The organism is Litchfieldella rifensis (genome assembly GCF_042646605.1).
In the GTDB taxonomy this organism is placed as follows: domain Bacteria; phylum Pseudomonadota; class Gammaproteobacteria; order Pseudomonadales; family Halomonadaceae; genus Litchfieldella; species Litchfieldella rifensis.
Window position 1 is genome coordinate 1 of record NZ_JBHRUG010000048.1, and the last position, 19,059, is coordinate 19,059.

At 61.0% G+C, this 19,059-nt stretch carries 15 protein-coding genes and 1 pseudogene; 11 read left to right on the forward strand and 5 right to left on the reverse strand.

Annotation, left to right across the window (positions count from 1 at the left end):
- Together ACFOEV_RS19705 and tal are read right to left on the reverse strand one after the other, a co-directional pair.
- Nucleotides 1–902, reverse strand: a pseudogene (locus ACFOEV_RS19705) (transketolase); the annotation flags it as partial.
- Between the two features lie 16 nt (nt 903–918).
- Nucleotides 919–1,881, reverse strand: a complete 963-nt coding sequence (gene tal, locus ACFOEV_RS19710) for a transaldolase (protein WP_386776602.1) — start codon at nt 1,879–1,881, stop codon at nt 919–921.
- Nucleotides 1,882–2,234: 353 nt separating this feature from the next.
- Between tal and rpiB the strand changes: the two genes are divergently transcribed.
- The 11 genes from rpiB (at nt 2,235) to ACFOEV_RS19765 (ending at nt 13,221) form a co-directional block, all read left to right on the forward strand.
- A complete protein-coding gene (rpiB, locus tag ACFOEV_RS19715; RefSeq protein WP_386776603.1) occupies nt 2,235–2,714 on the forward strand; it encodes a ribose 5-phosphate isomerase B in 480 nt (159 codons plus the stop codon).
- Nucleotides 2,715–2,800: 86 nt separating this feature from the next.
- A complete protein-coding gene (locus tag ACFOEV_RS19720) occupies nt 2,801–4,531 on the forward strand; it encodes a dihydroxyacetone kinase family protein (RefSeq protein WP_386776604.1) in 1,731 nt (576 codons plus the stop codon).
- A gap of 412 nt (nt 4,532–4,943) precedes the next feature.
- Nucleotides 4,944–5,804, forward strand: a complete 861-nt coding sequence (locus ACFOEV_RS19725) for a transketolase (protein WP_386776605.1) — start codon at nt 4,944–4,946, stop codon at nt 5,802–5,804.
- 10 nt (nt 5,805–5,814) lie between these two features.
- A complete protein-coding gene (locus tag ACFOEV_RS19730; protein WP_386776606.1) occupies nt 5,815–6,810 on the forward strand; it encodes a transketolase family protein in 996 nt (331 codons plus the stop codon).
- Nucleotides 6,811–6,859: 49 nt separating this feature from the next.
- On the forward strand, nt 6,860–7,840 hold the full coding sequence (locus ACFOEV_RS19735) for a TRAP transporter substrate-binding protein (RefSeq protein WP_386776607.1): 981 nt from the start codon (nt 6,860–6,862) through the stop codon (nt 7,838–7,840).
- Between the two features lie 16 nt (nt 7,841–7,856).
- A complete protein-coding gene (locus tag ACFOEV_RS19740) occupies nt 7,857–8,420 on the forward strand; it encodes a TRAP transporter small permease (protein ID WP_386777061.1) in 564 nt (187 codons plus the stop codon).
- Nucleotides 8,417–9,676, forward strand: a complete 1,260-nt coding sequence (locus ACFOEV_RS19745; protein WP_386776608.1) for a TRAP transporter large permease — start codon at nt 8,417–8,419, stop codon at nt 9,674–9,676. Before ACFOEV_RS19740 ends, ACFOEV_RS19745 begins: the two co-directional genes overlap by 4 nt.
- Nucleotides 9,677–9,686: 10 nt before the next feature.
- Nucleotides 9,687–10,541: a sugar phosphate isomerase/epimerase family protein gene (locus tag ACFOEV_RS19750; protein WP_386776609.1), complete on the forward strand. Its 855-nt coding sequence runs from the start codon at nt 9,687–9,689 to the stop codon at nt 10,539–10,541.
- A 5-nt stretch (nt 10,542–10,546) separates the two neighbouring features.
- The gene (locus ACFOEV_RS19755) at nt 10,547–11,305 is read left to right on the forward strand and encodes an SDR family NAD(P)-dependent oxidoreductase (RefSeq protein WP_386776610.1); all 759 of its coding nucleotides are present in this window, start codon (nt 10,547–10,549) and stop codon (nt 11,303–11,305) included.
- A 76-nt stretch (nt 11,306–11,381) separates the two neighbouring features.
- Nucleotides 11,382–12,098, forward strand: a complete 717-nt coding sequence (locus ACFOEV_RS19760; protein ID WP_386776611.1) for a FadR/GntR family transcriptional regulator — start codon at nt 11,382–11,384, stop codon at nt 12,096–12,098.
- Between the two features lie 145 nt (nt 12,099–12,243).
- On the forward strand, nt 12,244–13,221 hold the full coding sequence (locus ACFOEV_RS19765; protein ID WP_386776612.1) for a sugar-binding transcriptional regulator: 978 nt from the start codon (nt 12,244–12,246) through the stop codon (nt 13,219–13,221).
- Between the two features lie 36 nt (nt 13,222–13,257).
- On the opposite strand, the gene ugpC is transcribed toward ACFOEV_RS19765, so the two are convergent.
- The 3 genes from ugpC to malT form a co-directional block, all read right to left on the reverse strand.
- Nucleotides 13,258–14,373 carry a sn-glycerol-3-phosphate ABC transporter ATP-binding protein UgpC gene (gene ugpC, locus ACFOEV_RS19770; protein WP_386776613.1) on the reverse strand — a complete coding sequence of 372 codons (1,116 nt, stop codon included), beginning with the start codon at nt 14,371–14,373 and terminating at the stop codon, nt 13,258–13,260.
- The gene (locus ACFOEV_RS19775; RefSeq protein ID WP_386776614.1) at nt 14,361–16,046 is read right to left on the reverse strand and encodes an alpha-glucosidase; all 1,686 of its coding nucleotides are present in this window, start codon (nt 16,044–16,046) and stop codon (nt 14,361–14,363) included. Before ACFOEV_RS19775 ends, ugpC begins: the two co-directional genes overlap by 13 nt.
- 253 nt (nt 16,047–16,299) lie before the next feature.
- The gene (gene malT / locus ACFOEV_RS19780; protein WP_386776615.1) at nt 16,300–19,011 is read right to left on the reverse strand and encodes an HTH-type transcriptional regulator MalT; all 2,712 of its coding nucleotides are present in this window, start codon (nt 19,009–19,011) and stop codon (nt 16,300–16,302) included.
- Between the last annotated feature and the right edge of the window lie 48 nt (nt 19,012–19,059).

Consider the following 19,059-nt stretch of genomic DNA (forward strand, 5'->3'; position numbering starts at 1 on the left):
GTGCCGCGCTCGCGCGCGTCCCAGCCCTGGTAGATGGCCTCCGGCACATGGAAGGGCGCATGCGGCCAGTCGAGCTGTTCGCGCGCCGCGGCGACCTCGTCGGCCCCCAGCGCCGCGCCGTGGCACTCCTCCTTGCCCTGCTTGTTGGGCGCGCCGAAGCCGATGACGGTGCGGCACACGATCAGGCTGGGGCGGTCGTCGTGACTGCGCGCCAGCTCGATGGCGGCCTTGACCTCGTCGGGCCGATGGCCGTCGACCTGGGGCACCACGTGCCAGCCATAGGCCTCGAAGCGCTTGGCGGTATCGTCGGTGAACCAGCCTTTCACCTCGCCGTCGATGGAGATGCCGTTGTCGTCATAGAACACCACCAGCTTGCCCAGCCCCTGGGTGCCGGCCAGCGAGCTCACCTCATGCGAGATGCCCTCCATCAGGCAGCCGTCGCCGACGAAGCAGTAGGTGTAATGGTCGATGATCGCATGCCCGGGGCGGTTGAACTGGGCCGCCAGGGCGCGCTCGGCGATGGCCATGCCCACCGCGTTGGCCAGGCCCTGGCCGAGCGGGCCGGTGGTGGTCTCGACCCCCGGGGTATAGCCCAGCTCCGGGTGGCCGGGGGTGCGCGAATGCAACTGGCGGAAGTGCTGCAGGTCCTCGAGGCCCAGTTCGTAGCCGGTCAGGTGCAGCAGCGAGTAGAGCAGCATCGAGCCGTGGCCGTTGGAGAGCACGAAGCGGTCGCGATCGGCCCAGTGCGGGTTGGCTGGGTTGTGACGCAGATAGTCGTTCCAGAGGACTTCGGCGATATCGGCCATGCCCATGGGGGCGCCGGGATGGCCGGAGTTGGCCTTCTGCACGGCATCCATGGACAGGGCGCGAATGGCATTGGCCAGTTGAAAACGGGTCGGCATGACGGAATTCCTGTGGTCAGTGGGCGGCGAGACGGTCGGCGATCAGGTTCTCGAGACGTGCCTGGTCCTCGGCGAAGCGGCGGATGCCTTCGGCGAGCTTGTCATTGGCCATGGCATCCTGATTGTGGCCCCAGCGAAACTCGGGTTCGGTGAGCGGCGTTGCCGGGCTCGGGCTACCGGGGCTGTCCAGCGCGATCTTGCGCTCCACCTCGCTGTCGCTGGCAGCCAGCTCCTCGAGCAGGGCCGGCGAGATGGTCAGCCGTGGGCAGCCGGCCAGCGCCAGTACCTGGCCAGTGGTACGGAAGCTGGCGCCCATCACCACCGTCTCGTAACCGCCCTGACGAACCCGCTCGCAGACGCCACGCACGAACTGCACGCCGGGGTCATCCTCGGCAGTGAAGTCCTGGCCGGTTGCCTGCTTGTACCAGTCGGTGACCCGCCCGACGAAGGGCGAAACCAGGAACACGCCGGCATCGAAGCAGGCCTGGGCCTGGGCCTCGCTGAACAGCAGCGTCAGGTTGCAGTTGATGCCTTCTTTCTCCAGCACCTCGGCGGCGCGAATGCCTTCCCAGGTGGAGGCCAGCTTGATCAGCACCCGCTCCTTTGAGACGCCGCGGTGTTGGTAGCGTTCGATCAGTTCGTGGGCCTTGGCGATGCTGGCCTGGGTGTCGAAGGACAGCCTGGCGGCGACTTCGGTGGAGACCCGGCCCGGCACCACACGGGCGATCTCCGCGCCCATGGCCACGGCTAGTTCGTCGACGGCCTGCTCAATCTGCATCTGGCGCTCGCCTGACATCGCTTTGACGGAAGCGAGCACCTCGTCGATCAGGGCTTGATAGCCGGGCAATTCGAAGGCCTTGAGGATCAAGGAGGGGTTGGTGGTGGCGTCCTGCGGCTGGTAGCGACGAATAGCCTCGAGATCGCCGGTATCGGCGACCACTAGGGAGAGTTGCTTGAGGGCGTCGAGTTGGGTGGGCATGACGTGGCTCCTGTCAATATGACATTCGATGTCAATGTTTATTTGAATTGTGTTTGTTCAAATGATCGATGCCTTTTCGTAATGTGTCAAGCCGTGCTAGGCAAGGCGATCATTGCCTTAAGGAGGTGGTGGTGGAGGAAAAATTTACGATGCGTGGAGTATATTGTTGATTTTACGGTATTTATACTGACTGCAGTTGTGGTATCTATGCTTGGGGTTGGTGCTGGGGAGGAGGTGTTCTTATGATCAATGGCTTTACAAATGAAAAGATGGTGTTATTTTGATCATAGGATCTGGTCGAGGATGGCCTCTGGTCAGGTCAAAGCTCCCTTAAACACAGAGAGGTGTCAGTCATGTCCAGTCACGCCAAGCCGCTACGAGTGGCCGTCGGTGGAGACGAGGCCGCCTTCGAGCTCAAGGAGGTGTTGATCGAGTACGTGCGCTCGCTGGGGCATGAGGTAGAGGATTTCGGTACCTACAATGCCGAGCCGATCCTCTATCCCGATGTGGCGGTGACGGTGGCGCAAGCGATTGCCGATGGCCGCTTCGATCGCGGCGTTCTGGTTTGCGGTACCGGCATCGGGGTGGCGATCGCCGCCAACAAGGTACCGGGCATTCGTGCCGCTCAGGCCCATGACACCTATTCCGCCGGCAAGGCCAGGACCAGCAACAATGCGCAGATCGTGACCCTGGGCGCGCGCGTGGTGGGGTCGGAGTTGGCCAAGGACATCGTGTCTACTTTTCTGGGCAAGTCTTTCCCCGGTGGACCTTCCGCCCAGAAGGTGGCCAAGATCAGCGAGTATGAGGCGCGCCTCAGTGGCGGTGAGGTCTGAGTCTTATCAATAAAGAATAATTCTGCTGTGCCGGTGGAGACCCTTTTTCGGACCGGCCTGCCTTTCACCCTAGGGGGCATTTTTCCATGACACGCCTGTTCAATGATCCCAGTGACTTTCCCGAAGAGGCCCGCTTGGGGCTGGTAGCAGCCCATCGCGACAAACTGATGGCCGTGCCCGGCGGGGTGGTGCGCAGCACCCGCAGCGAACCTGGCACCGTGGCGGTGGTAATCGGCGGTGGCAGTGGCCATTACCCGACCTTTGCTGGCTTGGTTGGCCAGGGGCTGGCTCATGGTGCTGTCATGGGCAACCTGTTTACGTCCCCTTCGGCGCAGCAGGTCTATTCGGTAGCCAAGGCGGCCGACAATGGCGGCGGCGTGCTGTTGGCCTTTGGTAACTATGCCGGTGATGTGCTGCATTTCGGCCAGGCCCGGGAGCGGCTGATCGCTGAGGGCATTCGCTGCGAGATCGTCACTATCACTGATGACGTTGCCAGTGCTTCGCTGGACGAGTTCGACAAGCGCCGCGGCATCGCCGGTGACCTGACGGTGTTCAAGGCGGCGGCTGCCGCCGCGGAGTCCGGAGCCGGCTTCGACGAGGTGGTGGCGGTGGCCAAGGAGGTCAATCGGCGCACGCGTTCCTTTGGCGTCGCCTTCGATGGCTGCACTCTGCCCGGCGCCGAGGATGCGCTCTTCCATGTGCCTGCCGGCAAGATGGCGATTGGCCTCGGCATCCATGGCGAGCCCGGCATCAGCGAGCAGGATGTGCCCACCGCCGATGGCCTCGCCGAGATGCTGGTCAAGCGCCTGCTCGAGGAAGTGCCGGAAGGCGTCGAACTCAAGGGCGCGCGAGTCGTGCCGGTGCTCAATGGTCTCGGAACCGTCAAGTACGAAGAGCTGTTCGTGGTCTACCGCCGGGTAGATGAACTGCTGCGTGAGGCGGGTGTTGAAATCGTCGAGCCCGACGTGGGGGAGCTGGTCACCAGTCTTGATATGGCGGGGGTATCGCTGACGCTGTTCTGGTTGGACGATGAGATGGAACGTCTGTGGAAGGCGCCGGCGGATACACCTGCCTATCGCAAGGGGAGCGTGAGGCCCGCCGAGGCCATCGACCCGGCCGAGGTGGAGAGTGCCACCCAGCGTGAGATTCCGCTGGCTACCGAAGCGTCCAAGCAGCTCGCCGGCGGCGCGGTGGCGGCTCTGGAGGCGCTGGCGTCCACCATGGACGACAAGGCTGAGGAGCTGGGGCGCATCGATGCGGTAGCCGGAGACGGTGATCACGGTATCGGCATGCAGCGCGGCAGCAAGGCCTGCCTGGAAGCAGCCAGGGAGGCCTTGGACGGTGGTGCGGGTGCCGAAACGGTACTGCGCTGGGCCGCCGAGCGCTGGGCCGACAAGGCTGGTGGTACCTCTGGGGCGATCTGGGGAGTGATCCTGACCTCCATTGGCGAGGCCTTGGGTGACGAACAGCCAATGGCCGCCGAGCGTCTGGCCGCTGGGGTGTCCGCCGCTAGTGATAATGTCATGAGCTTCGGCAAGGCCAAGCCCGGTGACAAGACACTGGTGGACGTACTGGTGCCCTTTGCCGAGACCCTGTCCGCGGCGGTGGCATCGGGTCAGGGCGTGGTAGAAGCCTGGGCGCAGGCCTCCGAAAGGGCTCAGCAAGCCGCGCAGGACACCGCCAACCTGCTGCCCAGGATGGGGCGGGCTCGCCCACTGGCTGAGAAGAGCCTGGGTACGCCGGATGCGGGCGCTATGTCCCTGGCCATGATCACTCGAGCCCTCGTGCCAGTGCTGAAGCGCTGTGAGCAAGCTTGACGCCATCTTCGACGCCTTGAAAACCGGCGTTGTCAACATCCTTGCCACCAACGCCCATGCCATCATCCGCCTCGACGGGACCACCCGTCGAGGTGGAGACATTTCTCGAGAACTGACCGTTGTTCGGTTGGTGTCCGTCCCCCCCCTCTCTTTGAGCGAGGTGCGATCTCTTCTGGTTCCCATCGGGCTGGCGCTATAGATCTGCCTGTTCGTTCTCATCTTCCGAATAATTGGTTGACATTTTATTCATCCGGCATGAAATGCAGGCATGATACCATTCTCCTCTGTAATTCAATAAAATGCATTAAATTCAATTTGTTAATATAAACTTCTTCATAGACAAAAGTCGAATTTTGTAAAGGGTTGAATGGGGTTACTCTGAATTGGTCAACCATTTTAGAAGAGGTGACCAATGAGCACTTCACTATCGAGAGTAGGGTTAGAAGATCTGGAGAAGCTGAAGCGGCATGCATATCGCATCCGCCGCAACGCGCTGCTGATGGGGGAGGTTCAGGGCCAGGGTTATGTCGGTCAGGCCCTGGGGGTAGCCGACGTGTTGGCGGTGGCCTATTTCCGCCATCTCAAGTTCCGCGCGGATGACCCCGAGTGGGAAGGGCGAGACCGTTTCCTGCTATCCATCGGTCATTACGCCATCGCGCTCTATGCCGCGCTGATCGAGGCGGGCATCGTCTCGGAAGACGAGATCGAGAACTACGGCAGCGATGACAGCATCCTGCCCATGTCCGGCATGGCGGCCTATACGCCGGGGATGGAAATCACCGGCGGCTCCTTGGGCCATGGCCTGGGTATCGGCGTCGGCATGGCCCTGGGTCTAAAGCGCAAGAGCAGCGACTCCTTCATCTATAACCTGCTTTCCGATGGTGAGCTGAACGAAGGCTCCACCTGGGAGGCGGCAGCATCGGCTTCGCACTGGAAGCTGAACAACCTGATCGCCATCGTCGACGTCAATGACCAGCAGGCTGACGACAAGTCTTCGACGGTGCTCGCCTACGAGCCGGTCGCGGACAAGTGGACGGCATTTGGGTGGGAGACCTGGCGGGTCAACGGCAATGATCTGGAAGAACTGGTTCAGGCCTTTGACGCCGCGGTCAGCAGCGAGTCTGACAAGCCCCGCGTGATCATCTGCGACACCTTGATGGGTCGCGGTGTGCCGCTGCTGGAAGCCCGTGACAAGACCCACTTCATCCGGGTGGATGAAAACGAGTGGGGTCTCGCGCTGGCACAGCTGGACGATGCTTACGGGATCAAGTGAGGAGACAGTAATGACAGCCAAGAAGAAGTTGAAGACCTCGGCAATGATCGCCTCTATCGCGGCGGAAGGGCAGCCGACGACGGCGGCGCCCTTCGGACACGCTCTGGTGGAAACCGCGGCGTCGAATGACAAGATCGTGGGCATGTCGGCGGACCTTGCGAAATACACCGACCTGCATATCTTCGGTAACGAGTATCCCGATCGCTTCTACCAGATGGGCATGGCCGAACAGCTGCTGATGAGCGCCGGTGCCGGCATGGCTCGCGAAGGCTTCATTCCTTTCGTCACCACCTACAGCGTTTTCGCCTCGCGCCGGGCCTATGACTTCATCGCCATGGCCATCGCCGAGGAAAAGCTGAACGTCAAGATCGTCTGTGCCCTGCCAGGTTTGACTACCGGCTATGGCCCAAGCCACCAGGCCACCGAAGATGTCGCCATTTTCCGTGGCATGCCGAATCTCACCATCATCGATCCCTGTGATGCCATCGATATCCAGCAGTCCGTCCAGGCCATGGTTGACTATGATGGCCCCGTTTATATGCGCCTGCTGCGCGGCAAGGTACCCAATGTGCTGGATCGCTTCGACGATTACCGCTTTGAGATCGGCAAGGCCAAGCGTCTGATCGAGGGTGGTGACGCACTGATCATTTCCTCCGGCCTGATGACCATGCGTGCCGTGGAAGCCGCCGATGAGCTGAAAGAGAAAGATGTTGCGGTAACAGTGGTCCACTGCCCGACCATCAAGCCACTGGACGAGGAGACCATACTCGCCGAAGTGCGTCGCCATACGGGCAAGCCGGTATTCGTTGCTGAAAACCATTCTGTGGTCGGCGGCCTGGGAGAAAGCATTGCTTCACTGCTGATGCGAAACGGTGTTCAGGCGAAGTTCCAGCAGATCGGCTTGCCGGATGAGTTCCTGGATGCCGGCGCATTGCCGACATTGCATGATCGCTATGGAATATCGACTCAGGAGGTGGTGAAAAAAGTAAATAGTCCCATTGATTAATGCACATTCATGAACTTATACAACAACATATAACGTGGAGTGGCTACTCATGAAAAAACTGATTGGTAGTGTATTTGTTGCCGGCTCAATGGTCGTTACGTCTTCGGCGTTAGCTGAGCAGACCTTGAAGTTTGCCCACGGTGCAGCAGAGGGCAATCCAAGGTGGGAGGCGTCTGAGCTCTTCGCCCAACTGGTCGAAGAGTCCACCGATGGTGAGATCAAGATCGATGTGGGCGGCAATGCCCAGTACGGCGATGACATGGAAGCTATTTCCCAGATGCGTCTTGGTACCTTGGCGATGAGTGCCAACTCTCAGGGCGCAACTGCATCAGTAGTGCCTGAATTCAACTTGCTGGGCCTGCCGTTCCTGTTCGATTCACTTCCGACCGCGTGGCGGGTCATGGATGGGGAAGTGGGTGACGAACTCAAGAAGGTCGCCAATGAAAAGGGCTTAGTACTGCTCACTCTGTGGGATAACGGCATTCGCCATGTCAGCAATAGCGTGCAGCCGATCGAGTCACCGGAAGACCTCGAGGGCATGAAGGTTCGTACTCCACCGGATGAAATGACGGTCGATATCTTCGAGGCCCTGGGTGCCAATCCAACACCAATGAACTTCTCCGAGCTTTACATTGCTCTTCAGCAAGGTGTTGTGGATGGGCAAGAAAATCCGTTGATGAATATCTACTCATCCAAGATTTATGAGGTGCAGGACTATATCTCTTTGACTGCTCACAAGTACGAATCGACACCTGTTTTTATAAGCAAAATGGTTTGGGACTCTCTGGCTCCTGATCATCAGGAGGCCATTCAGGAAGCGGCGCTGGAGGCCGGTGAATTCCAACGACAGGCATCACTTGAAGCCGACGAGGAGTTGAAGGGGGAAATGATTGAGGCCGGAGTCGAGTTCAACGAGGTCAGCAAGCAGCCCTTCATCGAAGCCACCGCCTCGGTTTATGACGCTTGGCGCGAAGAGTATCCCGAACTGGTGGATATGGTCGTCGAGGCAGCCCAGGGCGACGCTCAGTGAGCAGGAGGACCCCGTGATGAAGCTCTCCGAGGGGAGCCGTGTTGGTGAAGTGGCTTCGGCCACTTCACTGATGCTGAGCTCCAAGGCAGCGATCTACCAGCTAGCCAAGTGGATCGCCATCCTGTCTATCGTGGTCATGTTCCTGTCCTTGATGACAGGGGTAATCGTCCGCTACGTCCTGTCCACCAACCTGGGCTGGGTCGCGGAAGTTCCTAACCTGTTCTTTCCCTGGCTTACCATGAGCGCCATCGTCGCCGCGGCGGCCAGGAATGAGCACATCGGCATCGACCTGATTGTCGACCATCTGCCGGTGATCGCCCGGCGTCCCGTGATCTTCGCCACCAACGCCCTGGCCGTGATCGCTTTCGGGATGATCGCCTACCGCGGCCTGAATGTCATTGAGATCGCCGGTGGACAACGGCTACCCATCACCGGGATAGCCATGTCCTGGGCCTACTGGGCGGTTGTGGCCGGATTCGCCACTTTGGCGGTCGTCTCCTTGATAAACGTCGGTCTGTTGTTGACCGGTCATGAGGAACATACCGCATCCCAGGTCCCCCACGGGGAGGAAGCGCTATGACTGTTCATATGTTGCTGGGCTTCATCACCTTCATGCTGCTGGCCATGCCGGTGGGGTACTCCCTGGTCATCAGCGGCTGGGCGGCGCTCTCGGTATTCGGTTCCGTGCCGTCGAGCATGGTGGTAATGAAGATCTTCCAGCCGACCCAGAGCTTCCCGCTGCTCGCCATTCCGTTCTTCATTCTGTCGGGCAGCCTGATGATGTCCGGGAAGCTTGGCCAGAAACTTGTCGGGCTGGCCTCCATGCTGGTTGGTAAGTACCACGGTGGCCTTGGTCAGGTGACCGTCGTTGGCTCCACCGTTTTCGGGGGGGTATCAGGTTCCTCGGTGGCCGAGGCCTCGGCGCTGGGTTCCATGCTGATTCCTTGGCAAAAGAAGGAAGGCTATCCAGGGGCCTTCGGTGCGGCGGTTACCTCTTCGTCTTCCGTCATCGCCGGTCTGATGCCGCCCTCCATTCCGTTGATCCTGTTCGCGGTGGTGTCCAATACTTCTATTGCCTCCCTGTTCATCGCCGCCGTGATACCGGCCTTGCTGCTGGCCTGTGGGATGATGATTGCCTGCTATGTCATCGGCAAGCGTCGTGGCTTTCCAAGGCTTAAGATGAAGCATACGCGGGCCGAAGTGAGGTCAACACTCCTCAGCGCGCTGCCCGCCCTGATGATGCCGGTATTCATTCTGGTGCTGCTGCGTGCCGGCATTGCCACCCCGACCGAGGTCAGTATCATCGCCGTGGCTTATGCCCTCGCGATCAGTGCACTGATCTACCGTGACCTTAACGGCGCAAGGGTCATGGCGGCGCTCACCAATACCGTGATCACTACCGGTGTGGTGATGTTGATCATCGCAGCGGCCAACATCATCGGCTATATCCTGACGGCTGGCGGTGTGCCCCAGGCCGTGGCCAGTTGGGCTTTAGAATATCTCCAACATCCGCTGTTGATCATTATCGCCATCAACCTGCTGCTGCTGCTGATCGGCATGTTCCTGGATCTGCCCGCGGCCATTCTGCTGCTCGGCCCGACCCTGGTGTCCATCGCCAATGCCATCGGCCTGGATCTGGTTCAGCTCGGCATCATGATGTGCGTCAACCTGAGCATCGGCCTGTTCACGCCGCCCATCGGTACCACCCTGTTCGTCTCCTCGGCTATCGCCAAAGAGAGGATCGGCTCGGTAGTCAAGGAACTTCTGCCCTTCTATCTGGTGGCGCTGGTGGTGTTGCTGTTGGTGTCTTTCGTGCCTGCACTGATCATCTACTGAGAGGGCCGTGATGAGTAGCAATACGCCGGAAAGTTATATGTCGGTGAGCACCGCGGCTTACGATGGCTATGGCTTCCATGAGATCTTTCCTTCGCTTGCCCGCTGCGGGGTAAAGCAGGTTGAGGTGGCCTTTATCGAGGGGTATGTCGAGGCCTTCTCCGACAACGGCTTGACCACCGCCTACGGCCGAGAACTGCAGGAGGAGATGCGCCGCAACGGCCAGGAGTGCCGCTATTTCTCCGGCCATATCGACCTGGGGGAATCGAACGCCTGTCAGCGGCTGGAGGCGCGCTGCCGCTTCGCCTCCGCTCTGGGTGCTGCCTATGTGATCACCAATGCGGCCAGCATCGACTCCAGCGAGACCTTCCTGGCCCAGGCCGATGAACTGGCCGCCATCGCCAGGTACTACGGCATGCGCATTCTGCTGGAGAACCCGGGCAACCGTGTGGCGAACCTGATCGATCACTCGGCACATCTCGCCCCGGTGCTGGAAAAGCTGGAGGCCCCGGAGTTTGGGGTCAACTTCGATGTGGGCAATCTGCTATCCCACTGCCCACACCTCGATCCTCTGGCCGATGCCCTGGCGGCGGTTTCCCGGGTGGATCATTTCCATATCAAGTCCTGTTCCAAGATTGCCGAAGGCATCGTCTTCACCACGCTGGGCGAGGGCGATATCCACGAGGCGCCTTTACTCAGGAAGTTGATGAAAGAGGGCATTCCCTTTTCCCTGGAGCTTCCTTTCCGTCTGCGTCGTGATCGCGACGCTCAGCCCTGGCGGCTGGATTCAGCAGTACCGATGAAAGAGATCGAGGAAAATATTATTCGCTCGATTCGTTGGATAAATGACATCAAATCGGAGATGTAATCGTCATGACCAAGTTACTTGAAAACAAAGTCTGCATCGTCACCGGCGCAGCCGGCATCAATGGCATCGGCTTGCGTACCGCCAAGCTATTCTATGAACATGGTGCTTCCATCGTTATCACCGATGTGAATGAGCAGGCTTGCGATACTGTGCGTTCCATGTTCAATGAGGACCGCTCCTTGGTGCTGGTCGCCAACGTGGTCAGCAAGGATGATTGTGAGCGGGTGGCCAGTGCGGTGCTGGAGAAGTTCGGTCGTATCGACGTCCTGGTGAATAATGCTGGCATTACTCAGCCGGTGAAGTTCGATGAGATTCAGCCGGATGACTATGATAGAATCCTCGATGTCAACCTGCGTGGCATGCTGTACATGTCCCAGGCAGTGACCCCGCAGATGAAGCAGCAGGGTTCGGGTTCCATCGTCAATACCTCATCCGTTTCCGCCCAGCGCGGTGGCGGTATCTTCGGCGGCCCCCATTACAGTGCGGCCAAGGCCGGCATGCTTGGTCTCGGCAAGGCCATGGCACGTGAGCTCGGAGCCTTTGGGGTGCGTGTCAACGCCGTCACTCCCGGCTTGATCGCCACCGATATCACAGGCGGCAAGCTGGACGACGCCATGAAGCAGAAGATTCTCGAAGGTATTCCGCTCAATCGTCTAGGTAAGCCAGAGGACGTTGCCAAGGCTTTTCTGTTCCTGGCTTCCGATCTCTCTGATTACATTACGGGTGCCACGATCGACGTTAATGGTGGCATGCATATCCACTAAGTGATGCTATGCTGCCCTTGGCAGGCGCTGTATAAAGGAGTAGGTGACCCTGCCAGGGGCTACATTGGGTAATCTTATGAGTGCTATTGATCCGAGTCTTCTTGATAGGCTTAAAGAATTCGTTTCCATCTCCGATTTATCCAAGGATGGTCGCTTGAAGCTGCCTCCTGAAAGGGCTCTTTGCGAGCATTTCGGCATGCACCGAACGTCGGTGAGAAATGTTCTTTCGGTGTTGCAAAGCCTTGGGTTTATCGAGCGGAAGCAGGGCAGTGGCACCTTTCTCAAGATGCCGGAACCTGTCTTTATTCAGTTATATTTCGAGCTGGCGCTCAGGCTGAATTACATTTCCGTCGATCATCTGGAAACTGCCCGTGAAATGTTCGAGCGAGAAATCGTTCAGGCAGCGGCGGTCAACCATCTCAAGCCGGAACTGGAAAGGCTGCAAGCGCTTTGCGACAAGATCGTCAATTCCACGGATGTGATGGAAGGCCTTCAGGCCGACTACGAGTTCCATGAACAGCTGGCCATCATGGCCAAGAACCCCGCCATTTTGATCATCTTCCAGGGCCTGTCATCGGTGCTGAAGAAGGTGCTCCATCAGCGTCGCGTACTGGCACGGCAGTCGCCGGGGGCCCAGGAGAAGACCAACGAGACCCATATCGCCATCGTCGCCGCTATGAAGGCCCGCAGCCGTAAACTGGCCCGCCAGGCCATGGACCAGCATTTCGAAACCTGGAACCAGCAGACCATGCGCAGCTATCGCCAGGCATCGGATAGCGTGGTGGAGGAATAGATTCGGCGAAGGCTGTATTGTCGCGGGCATCCTGCGGCTCTTTGTGCCCCGCTGTTCCGCGCGGCGGGGCAGGGGGAAGTCGGCGGTCGATGTGCTATCGTATGGCGCCATTTACCACGATATTCGACCATCAGGGACAAGCGTGATGCACGACCGCCAGGACAACGCCGATATCGATCTGATGACGGAAATCGCCACCCTCTACTATGTGGAGGGTGAGACTCAGGAAGTCATCGCCAATCGCCTGGGGATCTCCCGTGTTCGGGTCGGGCGCTTGCTCAAGCGGGCCCAGGCGGAAGGCATCGTCGATGTGCGGGTGCGCCAGCATCCAGCGGTCAGCGCCGAGATCGAACGCGAGTTGAAGCAGCGATTCGGCATCAAGCGCGCGCTGATCGCGCTCGATCAAGGCGACGCCGACGCTCAACGTTCGGCAGTGGCCAGCCTGGTGGCGGATCATCTGGCGCGTAGCCTGGTGGAGGGCAGTATCGTCACCGTGGGCATGGGGCGAAATGTCGGCGCGGTGGCGGACAATGTATTCACGCAGGGCGAACGCAAGTGCTCCTTCGTCTGCGCCATCGGTGGGTCCCAGCGGGCCGGCGAATACATGAACCCCGACCATATCTGCCGCCGCCTGGCGATGAAGTTCGGCGGCGATAGCGAGACGCTCTATGCTCCCGCATTGGTACAGAACACGGCGCTGCGCGACGAACTCTACGAGAACCGTACGGTCAGGCAGACCCTGGATCGTGCCCGTCGCGCCGACTTTGCGCTGGTCGGCGTCGGCGACCTCAGCGAGGACAGCAACATGGTGCGCATGGGCTGGTTCTCACCCCAGGAGATCGCCGAGGCGCGCCTCTCCGGCACGGTGGGTGACATCATGGGCTGCCACTTCATCGACATCCATGGCCGGCCTTCGGCCACTCCCATGCAGGGGCGAGTGATCGGGCTCGGCCTTACCGACCTGGCGCGTATACCCGATGTCATCGCCATCGCCAGCGAGAACACCAAGGCGGCGGGAATTCTCGGCGCGCTGCGCACCGGGGTGGTGGATACCCTGGCCACCAGCGTCACCAATGCGCATACCATCATCCACCTCGATGAGGCGACGGTGACGGAACGCTGAGTGTCGGATGAGGGCATTTGTCGTTGGTGACAGCGGTCAGCGGGAGATGCCGGGGATCTCCACCTGCCGCGGGCAGGCGCGACCGTCGGGGCCAAACAGGTGGCAATGCTCGCCGGCAAGCCCCAGAGAAACGACCTGGTGCTCCTCGAGATGAGCCAGTCCATCCAGGCGTTGGGTGATAGCGCTCTCGAGACCATCGACCTGCAGATGCGCCAGGGTCTCGTAGCCGAGCTTCTCGGCTACGGTCAGCCTGGCCTGCAGCGTCGCTTCGGCATGCCCGGGGGCAACGAAGTCCTCGGCGCGTACGCCTAGCGTGGCCTGATCGCCAGACGACAAGCCACGGCCGTCCACCGCCACGGCCAGGGTGTCACCATTGGCCAGTTGCACGCCGGTGCGGTGTGGGCCGGGGTCGATGACCGTCACCGGCAGGGTATTGATACGCGGTGAGCCGATGAATTCAGCCACTTCCAGGCTCTCGGGAAAATGGTAGAGCGTCAGCGGCGCGCCGACCTGGGCGATGCTTCCGCCACTGAGCAGCACGATTCGGTCGGCGAGTGTCATCGCCTCGACCTGATCGTGGGTCACGTAGATCATGGTCGCACCCAAGCGCTGGTGCAGTTCGGCGATCTGTACGCGCATCTCGACCCGCAGTGAGGCGTCTAGATTGGAGAGCGGCTCGTCGAACAGGAATACCGCTGGTTCCTTGACCAGGGTGCGGCCGATCGCCACCCGTTGGCGCTGGCCGCCGGAGAGGTCCTTGGGCCTGCGTTCGAGCAACTCGCTGAGCTGCAGGATACCGGCGGCATGGGTGACGCGATTGCGGATCTCATCCTTGTCGGTGCGCGCGAGCTTGAGACCGAAGGCCATGTTCTCGGCCACGCTCATGTGCGGGTAGAGCGCATAGGACTGGAAGACCATACCAATGTCGCGCTCCTGTGGCGGGATCTCGTTGATGCGTTCGCCATCCAGGCACATCTCGCCATGGGTGATGTCCTCGAGCCCGGCGATCATGCGCAGCAAGGTCGATTTGCCGCAGCCCGAGGGTCCGACGAAAACCACGAATTCTCCATCCTCGATGGTCAGGTCGATGTTCCGCGAGATCTCGACGCCATCATAATCCTTGCCGATACCGCTCAGTGTCAGACGTCCCATTGGATAACCTCCTCATCGGATTGCGGGCAGCGAGCGATGGCGATGCCGTAAGGCGGCAACTGGAGCTTGCCGTCACTCCAGGTACCGTTGATCAGTGCCGGGGCTTCCTCGATGGCCATTGCCTGTGGGGGAGCCGGCAGCTCCCGGGCTTGGTCCGAGAAGTTCAACGCCACCAGCAGACGCTGAACGGGAGCGTTGGATGGATGGCAGCGTTCAAAACACAGCACCTCGTTACGTACCGGGTGGTAGTGCACCGAGCCCTTGACCAGCGCGGGTTGCTGGCGACGGAAGGCCAGGAAGTCGCGGTAGGCGTTGAGCAGCGAGTCCGCAGCACGATCCTGGTGATCCACCGCCAGGCCCAGATGCGTATCGGGCACCGGCAGCCAGGGTTCTGCCCCGGTGAAACCGGCGTGGCAGGCGTCGGCTTTCCACGGCTGTGGCGTGCGGCAGCCATCGCGCCCCTTGTAAGCCGGCCAGAAGGTAATGCCGGCGGGATCGATCAATTGCTCGAAGGTGAGTTCCACCTCGGGCAGGCCCAGCTCTTCTCCCTGATAGAGGCACACGCTACCGCGCTGGGTAAGCAGGAAAGCCATGTACAGTCGCAGTGCGGCCGGGTTGCCCTCGGCCTGCCAACGGGTGGCCAGACGAGTCACGTCATGGTTGCCCAGTGCCCAGCACGGCCAGCCGTCGCCGATGCGCGCTTCCATTTCGGTCAGGGTATCGTGCAGGTATTGCGGGTCGGCTTGCTCGGTCAGCAGGTTGAAGGAGTAGCACATGTGCAGGCGCTTGCCGCCTTGGGTGTACCCGGCCATCACCCCCAGCGAGTCATCGTCGCCGACTTCGCCGACGCTGGTGGTGCCGGGGTATTCGTCGAGCAGGGCGCGAAGCCGCTCGAGGAAGGCGAGATTCTCCGGCTGGGTCTTGTCGTGGAGGTGCTGCTGGTAGCCGTAGGGATTGTCCGGTCGCACGCCGATGAAGCCCTCGGCGATCTCCTCCTGTGGCGGGTTGTCCCTGAGCTCGCCATGGGTGCAGAAGTTGACTGCATCGAGGCGGAAGCCGTCGACGCCACGTTCCAGCCAGAAGCGCACCTCGCCGAGGATCGCCTCGACCACTTCGGGATTGCGGAAGTTGAGGTCGGGTTGGGTGGTCAGGAAGTTGTGCAGGTAGTACTGGCAGCGTCGGGTATCCCATTGCCATGAACTCCCGCCGAACACCGACTGCCAGTTGGTGGGCGGAGAGCCGTCCGGTCTGGCGTCGGCCCACACGTACCAGTCGGCCTTGGAATTGTCACGGCTCGAGCGGCTCTCCTGGAACCAGGGGTGTGCATCGGAGGTGTGCGACAGTACCTGGTCGATGGTGACCTTGAGGCCCCGAGCGTGGGCGGCCTCCACCAGGCGGTCGAAATCTTCCAGGGTGCCGAACATCGGGTCGATGTCACGGTAGTCGCTGACATCGTAGCCGAAGTCCTTCATCGGCGAGGTGAAGATGGGCGACAGCCAGATGGCGTCGACATTCAGCGAGGCGATGTAGTCGAGCTTGTCGATTACCCCCTGCAGGTCACCGATACCGTCGTTGTTGGCGTCCATGAAGCTGCGCGGGTAGATCTGGTAGATAACCGCACCGCGCCACCAGTCCTGGCCTTGATGGCCAATGAGAGTCGAGTTGCGAGTCATGTGCCGTGTCCATGTTGTCGAGTAGCGTTTCACGACATGGTCGCGCGACATCGCGCAGGAAAAATCCTCCCAGGGGGAGGAGAGGTGGCGTAGGAAGGGGGAGGAGAGCCCTACGCGTTGTCTGAAAACTGCCTGCACTCGATCATACGGCGTTAAAAACCGGCTCAAAGTACTCATTTACATCCCGTAAACTCCGTCTTCTCGTCGGTTTTTGCCTTGTCTGATCATCGTTCGGTGACTTTTCAGACGACGCTTACTCCCCTTGGATGCGCGAGAGCAGGTCTCGTGCCAGGGCAATGGCCTCCTCGCGGCGACGAATGTTCTGCTTCTGGTACAAGCTTCGAATATGCGTCTTGATGGTGGTGGGGGCCACCGACAATTGTTCGGCGATCTGTTCGTTGGACAGTCCGGCATGGATCAGACCAAGGATCTGCCACTCGCGGCGGGTCAGCGGTGAGGTACGAATCAACTCGGGAACATCGGGACGGGAGACGATATCGGCGATCACCGATTCGTCGAGCATCAGTCGCACGGCACGGCCAAAGTCGCGCTGGCGGCCGGCCAATTCGAGCAACCGCTTGGCACGGGCTCGGGCCAGGTCATCCATCTCGTCGGCGTCCAGCAACGCCTGCAGCATCTCTCCCAAGGGCTTGCCCAGACGCAGGAAACTGCCGACCAGCGCGGTGCGTGAGGCCAGTTCCAGTGCCTGACACATATGGTCGAGCGCCCCCTCGCGGTTGTCGGCCTGCCACTCCAGCGCCGCCAGGCAAAGCTGATTGCGGTTGGCGTCGGTAACGAGTCCGAAGCGTGCGGTCTGCTGTTCCAGAGCCCTGAGCAGCTGCCGAGCCTCCTCCAAATGGCCGAGCAGAGTCAGGGCGCGAGCATGGTTGCGCACATTGCACTGAGCGAAGTGGTTGCTGGCAGACTCGGGCTCGGCAGTGGGGGCTTCCTGCAACCAGCGCGCCACGGCATCGTGATCGTCGTTGGCCTGCCACCAGGCGAGCAGGGTGGCATGGGCATTGGCCAGCCAGTCGATATGGTAGTCGCCGTCGGCCAGGATCTTGCGCAAGCGGCGGATATGGTCGGCACATTGGGCCTGGTCGCCACGTGCCTGAGCCACCTTGGCCAGGCTGATATGGCACTGCAGCGTCCAGCGCTCGCCCTGGTTGTCGAGTACGGCGATGCCGTTGAGTGCGGCCTGTTCAGATTCATCCAGGCGATGCCATTCCCACAACAGCTGGCTGCGGATGCGATACAGGAATTCGGTCACTGGCAGATGCTCCAGGCCACAGCGCTCGACGTGCGCGAAAGCACGCTCCTGGATGTCGAAGGCAGCCTGCAACCGGCCTTGCGCGACCAGCACCTCGGATTGTTGGCAGAGAGTCTGCAGCAGCAACTGGTCGTCGCCGATGCGGCTCGCTTCGCGTTCGACGTCCCTCACCCGGGCCAGCGACTCCTCGAGCCGCCCCTGGACGAAACGCGCCTCGGCGAGAATCGCCGCCGCCGATACCGGGGTCGGGGCCAGGTAACGGGCCGGCAGGGTCAGTGCCCGTTCGGCGAGCGGGGCGGCGCGCTCGGCATCGCCCTGGTTGATGGCCAGTTGCGCGCGCAGAGTCGCGAATTCGGCGGCGAGTTCCTGCCATGCCGGCTCTTCTTGCTGCGCCTCGATCCAGCCAATGGCACGTTCGGTACGAGCAAATTGGTACTGGGCATGGGTCACCCAGCCGTGGATCAGGGTCAGGCGTGGCAAGGCACCGATGCGTGGCTCGCCGAGAGTCTCCATGGCACGGGCCAGTAAGGCGAAATGACCGTTGGCCAATAGCTTGGGGCCATGTTCCTCGATCAATGCGACAAGGGCTTCGGGGTCGTCGGCGTCGATGGCTTGGGCCAGCGCGAGCGCCGGATCGCCGAGTGCCAGCCAGGCCTGACCGGCGCGGCGATGGAGCTGGCGCTGGGAATCCAGGCTCAACTCATGGCGGCGGTGACGCAGGTACTGGGCGAACAGGGTGTGGAAGCGGCACCATTGGTCGTGGGAGGCGAGCCGCTGAATGAAAAAGCCACCACGCTCCAGTGTCTCCAGGCGCTGGGAAACGCGCTCGCCTTCGAGTAATCGGGCCACGATCTGTGGCGAGAAGCGTTCGAGCACCCCAAGTTGCAACAGCAGGTGGCGGTCGTCGTCTTCGAGCGCTTCGCGCAGCAGGTCGTCGAACCAGGCCACGAAGTCCGGATGGTTGCCGCCCAGGCGCTCGACCAGGGTGTCGAAGCCGGCACGGGTGGTGGTGCGTTCGACCAGCCAAGTCAGTGCCATTGGCCAGCCTTCGGTGCGCCGTAGGGCTCGCTCCAGGCTGACCCGGGTTGGCGGGAAGCTGAGCTGCTCGGCGCACAGCGTCTGGGCCTCTTCCAGATTGAACGCCAATGCCTCCAGGTCGATCTCCTCCAACTCGCCGCGTAGGCGCATGGCCGGCAGGCCCAATGCCGGGCGTGTGCGCGAAATCAGGGTTAGGGTCAGCCAACGGGGCTGGTGGCGTAGCCAATGGCTCAGGCCTTGGAGAAGGGCCGGGTGGCTGATGTGCTCGAACTCGTCGATCACCAGTCGACAGGGGGTAGCTTGCGTCGGTAAACCACTCAGCCAGTATTCGATGACGGTGTTGAAGGGGCCGGCTTCGTCTGTCGACGGCAGCTCGACGTCGAGATGCTCGCGACACAGGGTCTTGAGCGCCGCCTGGAAATAGCGGCTGAAACGCTCGGGCTCATCGTCGCAAGCGTCCAGGCGTAGCCAGGCTGCCGGCTGCTCCAGGGCCGGTAAGCGCTCGGCCAGCAGCGTGGTCTTGCCGTAACCGGGCGGCGCCTGCACCACCTGCAGCCGCACCCGCTCGTCGAGCACGAAACAGTCGTTGAGCCGTTCGCGGGCCACGATGCCTGGTGGCAGGGATGGCGGTGTCAGCTTTTCCTGGATCAGTCGCATGCGTTTCTATGGGAGTTTCTGAAACGTTTCAGTTCGCGATTAGTATGC